Origin of the sequence: Pandoraea sp. NPDC090278 (assembly GCF_044772185.1) — a bacterium.
Classification (GTDB): Bacteria; Pseudomonadota; Gammaproteobacteria; order Burkholderiales; family Burkholderiaceae; genus Pandoraea.
In genome coordinates this window covers 230,234-244,723 of sequence record NZ_JBIVYJ010000005.1, presented here as the reverse complement: position 1 = coordinate 244,723, position 14,490 = coordinate 230,234, and the positions used below count along the sequence as shown (strand labels likewise).

The following is a 14,490-nucleotide window of genomic DNA, read 5'->3' as shown; positions in this document are numbered from 1 at the left end:
ATGCTGGGATTCAAGCGCGGCTTGCCGCTCATGGTGGGTGCCGTCGGTGTGACGCTGGCGGCGCTGGTCGCGCCGGCTTATGCGAGCGGTACGGCACAACTCAAGGCGTTCGCGGCGCAGGTGAAGTCGGCGCGCGGCGATTTCGAGCAGAAGCAGGTCAAGGGGCAGCAGAACGGCGAGATGAAGGTGACGAACAATGCCTCGGGCACGTTCGAGTTCTCGCGTCCCGGTCAGTTCGTCTGGCATTACACCAAGCCTTACGATCAGTTGTTGCAGGCGGACGGCACGACGCTCTACGTCTACGACAAGGATCTGAATCAGGTGACCGAGCGCAAGCTGGGCGACTCGCTTGGCGCGAGCCCGGCGGCGATCCTGTTCGGTAGCAACGACATCGAAAAGAGCTTCACGCTCAAGGATGCTGGCGTGAAGAACGGCATCGACTGGGTCGAGCTTAAGCCGAAGGCGCAGGACACGCAGTTCCAGCGCGTGGGCATCGGTTTCCGTGACGGCAATCTCGCCGCGATGGAGCTGTACGACGCATTCGGCAACGTGACCTTGCTCACGTTCAGCAACATGCAGAAGAACCCGCCGCTGCCCGCGGGCAACTTCAAGTTCACGGTGCCCAAGGGGGCGGACGTGATCAAGGGTTGAGCTTGCGCTGACCTTCGTCCCCGTCGCCCGACATCGTCTGAGAAGCGCTTTGCGGGCGAGCCTGTCATCGGGCTGGCATAATGGGGACATCTGATTATCTGACTGCGGCCGGGGACATCCCCGGCCGCGCTGCTTGAGAACATGCCAAACGACGCCCCTTTGTCGGCTTCGGTGCCTTTGGCCGAGCGCCTTCGCCCCCATACCATCGACGATGTGATTGGCCAGCGTCACCTGCTGGGCAAGGGAAAGCCTTTGCGCGTGGCATTCGAGGCGGGCCGTCCCCATTCGATGATTCTGTGGGGCCCGCCGGGTGTCGGCAAGACGACGCTCGCGCGCCTGATGGCAGACGCCTTCAAGGCCTACTTCATTGCGCTGTCGGCCGTGCTCTCCGGTGTGAAGGACATTCGCGACGCCGTCGAGGCCGCGCAGATTCAGCGCGGACAGGGCAAGCAGACGGTTGTGTTCGTCGATGAGGTGCATCGCTTCAACAAGGCACAGCAGGACGCCTTCCTGCCGCACGTCGAATCCGGTCTGTTCATCTTTGTCGGTGCGACGACGGAAAACCCGTCGTTCGAAGTCAACGGCGCATTGCTCTCGCGTGCGGCGGTGTACGTGCTCAAGAGCCTGAACGACGAAGAGCTCGGCGAGATGGTCACGCGCGCCGCGCATGAGCTGGGCGATATCGGATTCACTGACGAAGCGCGTCAGGGGCTGATCGACTCGGCGGATGGCGACGGCCGCAAGCTGTTGAACAACGTCGAAATCGTGGCGCAGGCCGCGACGTCGCAAGACATGGAGACGATCGACGAGGCGCTGCTGGCCAGCGTGCTCGCCGAGAATCTGCGTCGCTTCGACAAGGGCGGCGACGCGTTCTACGATCAGATCAGCGCGCTGCACAAGTCGGTGCGCGGCAGTTCGCCGGACGGCGCGCTGTACTGGTTCTGCCGCATGCTCGACGGCGGCGCCGATCCGCGCTATCTGGCGCGCCGGATCGTGCGCATGGCGTGGGAAGACATCGGCCTGGCCGACCCGCGTGCGGCGCGCATCGCGCTGGATGCGGCGGAGACGTACGAGCGTCTCGGCACGCCCGAGGGCGAACTGGCGTTGGCGCAGGCGATTCTGTATCTCGCGTCGGCCCCGAAGTCGAATGCGGGCTACAACGCGTACAACCAGGCGCGGGCGTTCGTCGGCAAGGACAAGTCACGCGCGGTGCCCATCCATTTGCGCAACGCACCGACCAAGCTGATGAAAGAACTCGGCTATGGCCACGAGTATCGCTACGCGCACGACGAGCCGGATGCCTATGCCGCCGGTGAGACGTATTTCCCCGACGATCTGCGTGCGCAGAACTGGTACCGTCCGGTGCCGCGCGGTCTGGAAGGCAAGATCGGGGAGAAGCTGAACTGGCTTAAGTCGCTCGATGCCGAATGGCGTCGCGCGAATACCAAGGGACGCAAGTCCGATGCCCCGGCGAAGACGCCGACGGCTGGGAAACCGCCGTCTCCGTCCGCTTCGTCCTCATCTTCCGAGCAATCGCCGCCTGCCGAATCCGGGGACGACGAGTCCGCGTGAGTCTGCGCGCTGCCGGACGGGGCGGGCAGCCGTAGTGGGCCTCCGCACTCGCCGACGCGTCAAATCGCGTCACAGCGCCGCGCGTTTGGTAAAATCCCGCCATTAGTGCCGTCGTCGGCGAGAAACCACTGGTAACGCCGCCGTCGGCCAATACCCAATTCATGGTCCACCCACGTGGGCCGCTCACAATAGATTTCCCACCATGCTCGACATTCAACTTCTTCGCAAGGATCTCGACGGCGTTGCTGCGCGACTCAAGGCGCGCGGTTACACGCTGGACGTGGCGGCGTTCGCTGCGCTCGAGGCGGAGCGCAAGCAGATTCAGACGCAAACCGAGGAGCTTCAGGCGCGTCGCAATGCGTTGTCGAAGCAGGTCGGCATGAAGAAGGGCAAGGGCGAGGACGCCTCGGCCGAGATCGCCGAAGTCGGCGGCATCGCTGACACGCTCAAGGCGTCGTCGGTGCGTCTGGAAGAGATTCAGACGCGTCTGTCGGATTTGCTGCTGGGCGTGCCGAACCTGCCGCACGAGAGCGTGCCGGTCGGCAAGGACGAAACGCAGAACGTGGAAGTGCGCCGCTGGGGCACGCCGCGTGAGTTCGACTTCACGCCGCGCGATCACGTTGATCTCGGCGCTGCGCTGGGTCTGGATTTCGACGCAGCGGCCAAGCTTGCAGGGGCACGTTTTTCGGTGATGAAGGGCGGTATTGCGCGTCTGCATCGTGCGCTCGCGCAGTTCATGCTCGACACGCACACGAGCGAGCACGGCTACACGGAAACGTACGTGCCGTACATCGTGAATGCCGCGTCGATGCGTGGTACGGGCCAGTTGCCGAAGTTCGAGGACGACCTGTTCAAGGTGCCGCGCAAGGTCGGCGGTGAAGAGGGCGAGCGCATCGAGAACTTCTATCTGATTCCGACGGCGGAAGTGTCGCTGACGAATCTGGTGCGTGACGAGCTGCTGCCGAACGACGCGTTGCCGATGCGCATGGTGGCGCATACGCCGTGCTTCCGCTCGGAGGCGGGGAGCTATGGCAAGGACACGCGCGGCATGATTCGTCAGCATCAGTTCGACAAGGTCGAGTTGGTGCACGTGGTGCGTCCGGAAGAGTCGTACGACGCACTCGAGACGCTGGTGGGTCACGCGGAAACGATTCTGCAAAAGCTTGGCTTGCCGTACCGGACGCTGGTGCTGTGCACGGGTGATATGGGCTTCGGCAGCGCGAAGACGTACGACATGGAAGTGTGGATTCCGGCGCAGAACACATACCGCGAGATTTCGTCGTGTTCGAACATGGAGAGCTTCCAGGCACGCCGGATGCAGGCACGTTTCCGCAACGCGCAGAACAAGCCGGAGCTGGTGCACACGCTGAACGGTTCGGGTCTTGCAGTGGGACGCGCACTGGTGGCGGTGCTGGAGAACTATCAGAATGCCGATGGTTCGGTGACGGTGCCGGACGTGCTGCGTCCGTACATGGGCGGCATCGAGCGCCTTGAGCCCGCAGCGTAAAAAACTTTGAAAAAGGGGTTGCCGGAAAAAGAAATTCGGCTATAATCTCTTTCTCGCTGCTTGAGGCCACTCAGGTAGCGATCCAAAGCAGAAGAAACGCTTGGAGAGGTGGCAGAGTGGTCGAATGCGCCAGACTCGAAATCTGGTGTACGGTTATACCGTACCGTGGGTTCGAATCCCACCCTCTCCGCCAAGCATCTTGCTTTGAACGAATCAGCCCGCTAATTAGCGGGCTCTTTTGTTTTGTACGTCAGCCGATCATGCTCTCAATCCACTCGCGGCATTCGCAACGCTGTTTTCAGCACCTTGCCGTAGTGATTCTTCGGTAGCGCGTCCACGGCGATGTAGCGTTTCGGTCGCTTGAATCGCGCGATGTGTTCGAGGCAATACGCATCTAGCACGGCACTATCGAGCGTCGCACCGGGCGTGCAGACGACATACGCCACGACCACCTCGCCCCATTCGGCGTCGACTTCGCCGATCACGGCCACCTCAGCCACGCCGTCTGCACGGAGCAGCACCTCTTCAACCTCGCGCGGGTAGATGTTCGTGCCGCCGGAGATGATCACGTCCTTCGAGCGGTCCTTGAGCGTGAGAAAGCCGTCGTCATCCAGCACACCGATGTCGCCTGTCCACAGCCAGCCGTCGCGCAACGTTTTTGCGGTCGCTTCCGGATTGCGCCAATAGCCTTGCATTACGACATCGCCACGCACCACGACTTCGCCCGGTGCACCGGTGGCCACCGGTACGCCATCGTCATCGACCACCGCCACCTCTACCATGGCGTGTGCATGGCCGACCGATGCCAGTCGTTGCGACCATCGGGGGTGGCCCGTCGCCGCGATCTCATCGCGTGGCAATACCGTGATCGTCATCGGCGACTCTCCCTGTCCGTATATCTGCACGAACCGCGAGCCCATTACTGATAGCGCGCGCTCGATGTCGGCCGAATACATCGGGCCGCCGCCATAGACGAGGGTCTTGAATCCTGCCGAAGAAGCACCGTAGGCCTGCGCATGCCGCACCAGCCGATTGACCATCGTCGGCGCTGCGAAGCAGGAGACATTGCCGAGCGTCTCAGCCAGCGCAAACATCTCCGTCGCATCGAAGCCACCCGACGCGGGGAAGATGTGTCCCGCCGCCTGCATCATGAATACGACGCTGTACAGCCCGGCGCCGTGCGACATAGGGGCGGCATATAGCGTGCGGTCGTCGCGCTCGACGGCGTCGACGTCCGTCATATAGCAAGCCGCCATCGACCAGAGGTTGCGATGCGAGAGCATCACGCCCTTCGGACGCCCCGTTGTCCCCGACGTATAGAAGATCCATGCCAGATCCGTGCTCTCGCGGGACGACACCCCGACGCTCGCATCGCCTGCCAGCCAACGGGCAATCTGCGTGTCTTCCGGCGCGAACCCTGTCACCTGGCTGTCGATATGGTCTCGAATCGCTTCCAGATCTTCCGCCTCCGCAAGCAACACCGCAGCTTCGGCATCGTTGACGATGAAAGCGGCCTCACACGGATGCAATTTCGCGTTGATGGGCACGGCCACCAGCCCGGCCCACCAGATCGCATAGAGCCATTCGAGATACTCCGGACGGTTGCGCATCCAGAGCGCGACGCGTGCGCCGTCGGGCAGACCCATCGAGCGCAATCCGGCCGCGATAGCGGCACACCGTCGCGCGAGTGTCGCGTAGTCGTGCTGCGGCGCGTCGCCTACATAGGTAGCGACATGCCCGGGGTGTCGCTGCGCCGCGCGGGCGAGCGTACTGGCAATATTCATGACGACCTCGCAATACCCGTGGTGCTCGCATCGACGCTATCTACACGCCGTGCACTCACGGTCAGGAAAACGAACAGCAACACGCCGTAGGCCAGCACCATCACACCCAGCGTGGTCATGCTCGCGCCGTATCCGCCGAAAGTGTCCTTGGCCCAACCCGTCAGATACGGACCGACGAAACCGCCGAGGTTGCCCACGGAGTTCACCAACCCGATCCCGGCCGCGGCTGCTGCGCCCGTCAGGAACATCGGCACCATCGGCCAGAACAGAATGTTCGACGCCAGAATCCCGGCCGCCGCGATGCACAACCCGAGAATCCCGACGTAGGGCGACGCCGCATTCCCCGCCATCACCAACCCGATGGCGCCGATGGCTGCCGGTAGCAGAATGTGCCAGCGGCGCTCCCCCGTCTTGTCCGAGTGCCGCGCGTTCGCGACCATCGCCACGCCTGCACACACGTACGGCACGGCGCTCAGCAAACCGGCCTGCGTGTTATCCAGCCCGCCAATGCCCTTGATGATCTGCGGCATCCACAGCGTGATACCGAACAGCGCCGTGATATTGCAGAAGATGGCGAATGCCAGCAGCAGCACCTTGCCCGAGAGCAGCGTCTCCATCACACCATACTGGCGAGCGCGTTCTTTGGCCGCCTTCTCTTGTGCCAGCGTGTGAACGAGCCACTCGCGTTGCGACTCGTTGAGCCACGTCGCTTTGTCCGGGGCATTGCCCAGCTTGAAGTAGGCCACAACGCCCACCACCACGGCGAGCCCGCCTTCGAGCAAGAACATCCATTGCCAGCCGCGCAGCCCGGCAAACTCATGGAACGATGTGAGGATCCACGTCGAGAGTGGGGCGCCGATCAGCACGGCCAGCGGCAACCCGAGAATGAAGATCGCCGTGGCGCGCGCCATCGCGCGTCCGGGGAACCACAGGCTCAGATACAGCACGATGCCGGGGAAGAATCCCGCCTCGGCAACACCGAGCAGGAAGCGCATGACGTAGAAGGATGCCTCGCCCGAGATGAACGCGAAGCCCGCCGAGACGATGCCCCACGTCACCATGATCCGGGCAATCCAGATGCGCGCGCCCACGCGGTGGAGGATCAGGTTGCTCGGCACCTCGAAGACGAAGTAGCCGATGGAAAAGATGCCCGCGCCGAAGCCGTAGACGGTGGCGGTGAACCCGAGGTCGCCGTTCATGTGCAGCGCCGCGAAGCCGACGTTCACACGATCGAGAAAGGCCACGATATAGCAGAGAATCAGGAAGGGCAGGATGCGGCGAAATAGTTGGCCGATGGTTTCCTGCGCGATGCGCGAGTCCAGTGCGGCAGCGTTATCGCTGCCCGCCACGGGTCGACTCGCCTTTGGTGCGATGGTCGGGTTCAAGGGGTGTCTCCGTCATGGTTCTGTTTTTGGGTGCTGATGACTACCAACTGCCTGATACGTACTACCTGACGCCACTTCGCAAAGCTATCCCGTTGCTGTTGGTCTTACCGGGGCATTACTGTTTGTAATCGTGTCCGTCGCGGGCCAGTTGGCGCAGCAGCGACGGCCACTCACGATCGCCCGAGCCGCGCATATCCGTCACCCACTGCTGCGCGGTCAGCACCGCCACGTGATGCGGCGGAATGCGCAGGCGCGCCCCGGTGCTCTGCGCCAGCAATTGCGCGCGCGCGGCTTTCTCCAGATAGAACATCTCGACGAAGGCATGCCCCACCGAGCGGCCGACCGTCAGCGTGCCGTGATTGCGCAGGATAAGCGCCGCATGATTGCCGAGGTCGGCGAGCAGGCGATCCCGTTCGTCGATGGTGAGGGCGATGCCCTCGTAGTCGTGGTATCCGAGCCGTCCGACGAAGCGCATGGCGTGCTGCGTGATCGGCAGCAGTCCGTCTTCGAGCGCGGACAACGCCATGCCCGCTTCGGTGTGCAGGTGCATCACGCAGGCGGCGTCTTCACGCGCTGCATGAATGCACCCGTGAATCACGAAGCCCGCCGCATTGGGGCGGTACGGCGATTGCCCCACGACGCGCCCGTCCAGATCGATCTTCACCAGGTTCGACGCGGTGATCTCATGAAACGACAGGCCAAGCGGATTGACGAGAAAGTGGTGCGAAGGGCCGGGCACCCGTGCCGACAAATGCGTGTAGACGAGATCGTCCCAGCCGTTGATCGCACACAGCCGGTACGCCGCCGCGAGATCCTCGCGCACGCGTTGCTCTTCCGGCGTGATGCCGGTGTCGGCAATCGTCTCGCCGACAGGCAGGTCAAAGGAAGAAAAAACTGTGTCAGACTTCAGCATTCCGTTCTCCGATCCGACGCACCGTTGGCAGAGTCGCCTGCCAGTGTGTTTCAATACGGTGTCGTTATTTATAAACTAAACGTTTAGTTTAGTATTTGTCCGGACACAACGAATGTCAAGTCAGTCGAATCCCGAATCTCCCACGCCAGGCCGACGCGGTCGCAAGCGCAGTGTCGAGGCCGAGCGTGCCGTGCTCGACGCCGCCTATCGCCTTCTACTCGAGCAGGGGCTGCACGCCACGACGATGGAAGCCATCGCCACGGCGGCAGGGGTAAGCAAGGCCACGATCTACAAGTGGTGGCCGAATCGCGCGTCCGTGATCATGACGGCGTTCCTGCGCGAAGCCGGGCAGGCGCTGCCGTATCCAGAGGAGTTGCAACTCGACAGCATCTTCTCGCGTCTGCTCAAAATGGCCGAGGAATTCTGTGGCCCGATGGGCACCATGATCAGCGCGCTGATTGCCGAGGGGCAGTCTGATCCGGAGATTGCGCAAGCGTTTCGCGACGGCTATGTTTCCGCGCGACGCGAGCAGGGCGTCGAGATCGTACGCGACGCGATCGCTCGGGGCCTCATCAAGCCAGGCGATCCCGATGTCGTTCTCGACATTCTCTACGCGCCGCTTTACTACCGGTTGCTAGTCGGTCACAAGCCGCTGACCCGGGCGTTCGTGCGTGAGCACGTCGACCTCGTCATGCAAGGTTTGCTCGGCCCCAACGGAACGGTGCCTGCGCTGACCCGGTCGCGTTCAGGCGGTGCGAAATCCGGTGCAAGGAAAACGACACGCGCAAGGGCGTTGGCAAAAAAAGCTTGACGCCGCCGATAGGGTTGTGGATAAACTAAACGAATAGTTTAGAAAATAAAACGACAACACAATCCGACGGAGACGCCCTGTATGAACACATCCTCCCACCGTGCCAAGCGCCGCTCATTGAACGCGTTACGTGACGCAGGCAAGGCTGTCGTGGTGACCGGTGCGAGCGGTGGTATCGGATTGGCAGTGGCCAATCGTCTTCATGACGACGGCTGGCATGTCGTGGCCACGGACCTGGATCTGGCGCGACTGAAGGGTGTTTTCGGCGAGCGGGCGGCCGATGCGCGCATGCAACTGGCGGCGCTCGACGTGACCGATCACGCGGCGGTGAATGCGTTGGCGGCATCGCTGCGCAATCCGGGCGTGGCGGGACTGGTGAACGTGGCGGGCGTGTTGCAGGATGTGATGCCGATGCTCGACATGACCGACGACATGCAGCGTCGCGTCTGGGAAGTGAACTACTTTGGCGCGCAGCACTGCCTGCGCGCTTTCACGCCGCTCATGACCGAGGCTGGTACTGGTGCGGTCGTGAACATTACGTCAATCAACGAGCTGCGTCCATTGCCGCTGCACGCCTATTCCCCGGCGAAAGTGGCTTTGGGCGCGCTCACCCAACTCGCCGCCGGTGAACTCGGCGCGTCGGGCATCCGGGTGAATTCGGTCGCACCCGGCTTTACGCTCACGCCGATCTTCGAGGACAAACTCAACACCGGAAAGCGCAGCGCGACGGCCATCGAATCGCACTCGGCGCTCGGGCGTCTGGTCGGGACGGACGAAATCGCGGCCGCCGTGAGCTTCCTGATGAGCGACGAATCGAGCGCGATCACCGGGGTGAGCCTGCCGGTCGATGCAGGCTGGCTCGTCAGTTCCCACTGGATGAATTTCCGCGAACTCGCGCACGCCAGCAACGCCTGAGTGACTCGCTCGCGGTGTGGCGTCATTGGCCCATTAGCCATTAGGCCGCTGTCTGACAAGCGCCGCGGATGTCGCGGCGCTCGCACTTGCGCATACCTCACGCCTCTCCCAAACCCCGTCGCATACGCACGCTAAGTAGTAACGCTAATATTCGAAGCCATAACACGCATATAGTATGGTCGTTATGGTGGCGGGCAAACCTATCAGTACAGGCGAGCAAGCATACCCGATTCCCCTGAGCTGGATTTGGCTCCGCAGTGCAGTACCGGCGCGCGATACATACGACCGGACGCACATCCCCCCGGAGCACGTTGTCGGTCCGGCCAGAGGGTGACGTTTCACGAGAAGACAAGAACCCGGCATCACGACGGCGCAAGACTGTCGCACTGCCCCGGAATTCGCGCTTAAGGAGACATCATGCGGTCCTCTGGCCACTCGCCCTGAGCCTTCTCACATCCCCCGTATTCGTTCGCTGAAGCGCTACATGCGCTCAAGGGTTGCGCTCGTCCGCAAGGTCGCGTCACACCCTTGCACATTGCGCGCACGGCGTTGGCATTCGCGACACGTTTCATCATTCAAGAGTGAGGAGAGTCATGTCAGACGTGCAACACACCACGGGCAAGTCATTGGGTTCTTTGGATTCTGTGGGCGTCGGGAGCGGGCTGCGCCGCCGCGATTTCCTGATGCGTACACTCGCGATCGGCGGTAGCGGTCTCATGCTGGCGACGATGAAGGCCTGGGGCGTGGATCTCGCCTCGGTGCGCACCTCGCCGCCGCGCCTCTCAGGTAGCGGTCGCGGCAAGCGCGTGGTCATTCTTGGCGCGGGGCTGGCCGGTATGACGGCCGCCTACGAGCTGTCGAAACTCGGCTACGCGTGCGAAATCATCGAGGCTCGCGGTTTCGCGGGCGGCCGTTGCCAGACCGCACGTCGCGGCTTCGAGCTGACCGAGCTGGGCGGCGAGCGTCAGGTCTGCAACTTCGACGAAGGCCAGTACATCAACCACGGTCCGTGGCGCATTCCGTTCTGCCAGCAGTCCACGCTGCATTACACGCGCGAATTCGGCGTGCCGCTCGAACTCTTCAACAACGATAACGACGCGGCCTACGTCTACAAGGAAAACATCGACGGTCCGCTCGCGGGCAAGCGCCTGCGCCAGTTCGAGATCAAGGCCGATATGCGCGGCTACACCGACGAACTGTTCGCCAAGACGCTGCGTGCAGGCAAGCTCAACGACCAACTGAGCGAAGGCGACAGGGCACTGTTGCTCGACTACCTCGTGCATGAGGGTTACCTGAACAAAAAGGACCTCGACTACAAGGGCACTACAGCGCGCGGCTACAAAACCTATCCCGGCGTGCAGTCGGGTGTGCAGACCGATCCGCTGCAATTCGGCGATCTGCTCAAGTCCAAGCTCGGCAACATCTATCGCTCGACGAACGACATCGAACAGCAGAAGACGATGTTGCAAGCCGTGGGCGGCATGGATCATGTGGCGAAGGCCTTCGAGCGTCGCACCAAGAAGATGATCCGCTACAACACCGAAGTCGTGAGCCTGCGCAACACCGACAGCGGTGTAGTGCTGCAATGCAAGGACACGCGCACCGGCGCCGGTCGCACGGTCAAGGGCGACTTCTGCCTGTGCACGATCCCGCTGTCGGTACTGAAGCAAATCGACACCGACTTCTCCGACGATTTCAAGGATGCGATGCAAGTCGCCTACGAGCCGGTCGGCAAGCTCGGTGTGCAGATGAAGCGCCGCTTCTGGGAAGAGGACCACTTCATCTACGGCGGTCACATCCAGACCGACATCAAGGGCGCCACGCTGATCTCGCTGCCGTCGACCAACTGGCAAGGGCAGAAGGGCACGCTGCTGTCCTATTACAACTTCGGCGCGATGGCCGCACAGGTTAGCGCGATGTCGCTCAAGGAGCGCGCCGACTTCGGCCTTGCCGCTGGCGAGAAGGTGTTCCCGGGGCAGTATCGCGACTCGGCCGAGTCGTCGTTCTCGGTGGCGTGGCACCGCGTGAAGTACAACCTCGGCGGTTGGGCCGACTGGAGCGAGGCAGGTCGCCGCACGGCATACCCGCGTCTGCTCAAGGGCGAAGGCCGCACGTTGCTCGCCGGTGAACACATGAGCCACCTCAACGGCTGGCAGGCCGGAGCCATTGAATCGGCCTGGCACCAGATCGAGCAGCTTCATGCGCGCCTGAGCGCGTGAGCCCCACGAAATTCAGCATCATCGTCAGTCGCAGTCAGTAGAACGGTAGAGGAGTAAAGCAATGAAAAAGTTGTGGTCGATCGCGTTGCTCGGTCTCGCGGCCGGTGTTTCGCACGCGCAGACGCCTTCGGGCAAAACCATCTTTGGCAATAACTGCGCAGCGTGCCACCAGGCAGGCGGGCAGGGCATTCCCGGCGCGTTTCCTGCGCTCAAGGGCGACAAGTTCGTGCTGGGGGACGCCGCCAAGGTCGTTGAAACGGTGATCGGCGGACGCGGCGGCATGCCGACGTTCAATTCGTCGCTCAACGACAAGCAGATCGCGGATGTCGTGACCTTCATTCGTGGTGAATGGGGTAACAACGCCGCGCCGGTGACGACCGAGCAGGTCGCGTCGATTCGCAAGACGATCGCCGCGAAGGAAAACGAGGGCGGCACCAAGGGCAACTGACCGCGACGGGCGCGTCGTTGCGGATAGATGCCGCGCGGCGCGTCCGGTCGGGGTAGCCGCACCTGGCAGGAACGACAGTCACGCGTCGGTAAGACCGGCGCGCGTGGGCACGCGCGCGCCTCGATTTCAACAACCTTCAGGAAAACGAGATGACGAAGTCAACGAAAGGATGGTGGAAATTCGCGGCCCTCGGGGCGGCCATGTGCTTCGCGCATGCCGCCGGGGCGCAGGAAGTGGTGCGCCATCTGCCGAAGCAGCCGGGTCCGCTGGCCCTTGCCGTCGAAGTACCGGCCAGCGCCACGACCGTCTATCTGAGCGGGCAGGTGCCGGAGAAACTGGAGGGCGGTGGCTATGGCAATACCGAGCAGCAGACGGTGAGCGTACTCAAGCGTATCCAGGCGCTGCTCGCCACGATGAATCTCACCATGAAGGATGTGGTGAAGATGCAGGTGTTTCTCGTCGGCGATCCGGCGAAGAACAACGTGATGGACTTCGGCGGCTTCATGAACGGCTACTACCAGTTCTTCGACAAGAACGGTCCGAACCTTCCCGCACGCTCGGTGCTGCAGGCGGCACGTCTGGTCGACCCGGGCTGGATGGTGGAAATCGAAGTGATTGCCGTCAAACCGGCGGGCGCGAAGTAAACGTTACGCGCCGAGTCTGGTAGGCAAGAAAGGTGAGAGGAGGTGCGTACTGCACCTCTCACTTCGCGAGAGTTCTGGAAAATGCGGCGCTCCGTCCAGGGAGCGCCGCGCCTCCGGACAACTTCAACGGCGTGCAAGACGCTTTGCCATTCGGGAGGGGACTGCGACGAAAATAATACATCAAAATAGTTAGGTATACAAATTTCTAGTCGCGACACGGGAGGCCGTCGGCGTGTTGTAGCGCCGCGTGGTTTGGAGAGCGTCATCGTCCGTCAGTGACTTCGCCAACGCTTGGAGGCAGGGCGAGGAAGAGGTGTGTCCGCAAATTCATATCAAGTTATTAGTCATCCTAAATATACGATCAGAATTCGCGGAATGAACGGCGGTGACGTGCGTCGCGGCGGTGCTATCATGGCCGGCCGCTGCAGGGCGGTTGGCGCATTGGGGAAGGCATTAAATGAAGACTTGGGCATTTCCTCTGGCCGCCGGGGCGCTGATCGCCTCGCCGGCGTTCGCGCAATCGAGCGTGACGATGTTTGGCGTGGCGGATGCGAGCCTTCGCTATCTGTCCGGCGCCACCAGTGACAACAAGAGTTCCTTCGCGCTCACCGACGGCGCCATTTCGCAGAGCCGTTGGGGCATGTACGGCAAGGAAGATCTGGGGCAGGGTATGAAGGCCATCTTCATGCTCGAAGGTGGTTATCACCTGAACAACGGCACGTCACAGCGTAGCGGCAAGATCTTCAACCGCAAGGCCTACGTCGGTCTCGACGGCGATTACGGCAAGCTCACCCTCGGCACGCAGGATAACCCCGCTTGGGAGCTGCTGATCGAGGGCTGGGATCCGCTCACCGTGGGTAACTACGATCAGAACGAGTGGATGCCGGTCGTGTTCGGTACCAACGGCCCGAACGGTGGCAACAACGCCGTGAAGTACACGAAGCGGTATCAGGACGTACAGGTCGGCCTCGAGTACATCGTGGGCGGCGTGGCAGGCAGCACGGCGCGCAACTCGGGGTATGTGCTGTCGGTGGCCTACGTCGGCAAGCCGTTCGGTGTGATGGCCAACGTGCTCCAGAACCGCGACATCAACGCCAATACCCAGATGATCTACAACCTGGGCGTCAAGTACGAGTGGGGGCCGGTGACGGCAACGCTCGGCTACTACAACAGCAACGACAAGACCGGTTTCGTCGACGGCTTCCTTTCGGGGCGCGGTGTGACGGGCGGCGCGAATCCGCGTAAGGACAATGCGTTCTATGGCGGTGTGGCGTATCAAGTGTCGAAACCGCTGACGATTACCGCCGCCGTGTACTACGACCGCGCGAGCAATGTGAACGGCGTGTCGGGCGATGCTGGCGATGGGTCGCGCGAGACTTACGTGTTGCTCGCCGAGTACGGCTTCTCGCGCCGCACCACGCTGTACGGCACGGTCGACTACAGCGTCGGTCACGGCGCGCAACGTGCCGAGTTTCCGAACAACCGCGACCAGACCGGTGTCGGTATCGGCCTGCGTCACAGGTTCTGACAGTATCCCCTGAAGGCTTCATGCGTCGTACTTTGACCACCGCGAACGTTGCGGTGGTTTTTTTATGGGCGCTCTATTGACGCCCGCGCAAAAGCAAACGCGCCGCGAGCCCG

12 protein-coding genes and 1 tRNA gene are annotated in these 14,490 nt (G+C 62.3%); 10 read left to right on the top strand and 3 right to left on the bottom strand.

Annotation, left to right across the window (positions count from 1 at the left end; genetic code table 11):
• From lolA to ACIQWO_RS18910, 4 genes are all read left to right on the top strand, one after another.
• Positions 1 to 651: an outer membrane lipoprotein chaperone LolA gene (lolA, locus tag ACIQWO_RS18925; protein WP_402827415.1), complete on the top strand. Its 651-nt coding sequence runs from the start codon at positions 1 to 3 to the stop codon at positions 649 to 651.
• A gap of 141 nt (positions 652 to 792) precedes the next feature.
• Positions 793 to 2,223, top strand: a complete 1,431-nt coding sequence (locus ACIQWO_RS18920; protein WP_402827412.1) for a replication-associated recombination protein A — start codon at positions 793 to 795, stop codon at positions 2,221 to 2,223.
• Positions 2,224 to 2,425: 202 nt separating this feature from the next.
• Positions 2,426 to 3,730, top strand: a complete 1,305-nt coding sequence (gene serS, locus ACIQWO_RS18915; protein ID WP_039399924.1) for a serine--tRNA ligase — start codon at positions 2,426 to 2,428, stop codon at positions 3,728 to 3,730.
• Between the two features lie 102 nt (positions 3,731 to 3,832).
• Positions 3,833 to 3,923: transfer RNA gene (locus tag ACIQWO_RS18910), tRNA-Ser, on the top strand.
• Positions 3,924 to 3,996: 73 nt separating this feature from the next.
• Here ACIQWO_RS18910 and ACIQWO_RS18905 read toward each other — a convergent pair.
• From ACIQWO_RS18905 to ACIQWO_RS18895, 3 genes are all read right to left on the bottom strand, one after another.
• Positions 3,997 to 5,514 carry a class I adenylate-forming enzyme family protein gene (locus tag ACIQWO_RS18905; RefSeq protein WP_402827407.1) on the bottom strand — a complete coding sequence of 506 codons (1,518 nt, stop codon included), beginning with the start codon at positions 5,512 to 5,514 and terminating at the stop codon, positions 3,997 to 3,999.
• Positions 5,511 to 6,899, bottom strand: coding sequence for an MFS transporter (locus ACIQWO_RS18900; protein WP_402827404.1), 1,389 nt, complete (start codon positions 6,897 to 6,899; stop codon positions 5,511 to 5,513). Before ACIQWO_RS18900 ends, ACIQWO_RS18905 begins: the two co-directional genes overlap by 4 nt.
• Before the next feature lie 115 nt (positions 6,900 to 7,014).
• Entirely contained in the window at positions 7,015 to 7,812 is a 798-nt protein-coding gene (locus ACIQWO_RS18895) for a class II aldolase/adducin family protein (protein ID WP_402827401.1), read from the bottom strand.
• A 112-nt stretch (positions 7,813 to 7,924) separates the two neighbouring features.
• Between ACIQWO_RS18895 and ACIQWO_RS18890 the strand changes: the two genes are divergently transcribed.
• The 6 genes from ACIQWO_RS18890 to ACIQWO_RS18865 all read left to right on the top strand — a co-directional run bounded on the left by ACIQWO_RS18890 (position 7,925) and on the right by ACIQWO_RS18865 (position 14,377).
• Positions 7,925 to 8,623: a TetR/AcrR family transcriptional regulator gene (locus ACIQWO_RS18890; protein WP_402827398.1), complete on the top strand. Its 699-nt coding sequence runs from the start codon at positions 7,925 to 7,927 to the stop codon at positions 8,621 to 8,623.
• A gap of 81 nt (positions 8,624 to 8,704) precedes the next feature.
• Positions 8,705 to 9,538, top strand: coding sequence for an SDR family NAD(P)-dependent oxidoreductase (locus ACIQWO_RS18885; RefSeq protein WP_402827395.1), 834 nt, complete (start codon positions 8,705 to 8,707; stop codon positions 9,536 to 9,538).
• Positions 9,539 to 10,131: 593 nt separating this feature from the next.
• Positions 10,132 to 11,757 (top strand): flavin monoamine oxidase family protein, encoded by a 1,626-nt coding sequence (locus tag ACIQWO_RS18880; protein WP_402827392.1) that lies wholly within the window; start codon positions 10,132 to 10,134, stop codon positions 11,755 to 11,757.
• 61 nt (positions 11,758 to 11,818) lie between these two features.
• Positions 11,819 to 12,205 (top strand): c-type cytochrome, encoded by a 387-nt coding sequence (locus ACIQWO_RS18875; protein ID WP_402827389.1) that lies wholly within the window; start codon positions 11,819 to 11,821, stop codon positions 12,203 to 12,205.
• Positions 12,206 to 12,354: 149 nt separating this feature from the next.
• Entirely contained in the window at positions 12,355 to 12,849 is a 495-nt protein-coding gene (locus ACIQWO_RS18870) for a RidA family protein (RefSeq protein ID WP_402827386.1), read from the top strand.
• Between the two features lie 457 nt (positions 12,850 to 13,306).
• Positions 13,307 to 14,377: a porin gene (locus ACIQWO_RS18865; protein WP_402827383.1), complete on the top strand. Its 1,071-nt coding sequence runs from the start codon at positions 13,307 to 13,309 to the stop codon at positions 14,375 to 14,377.
• Positions 14,378 to 14,490 lie beyond the last annotated feature (113 nt).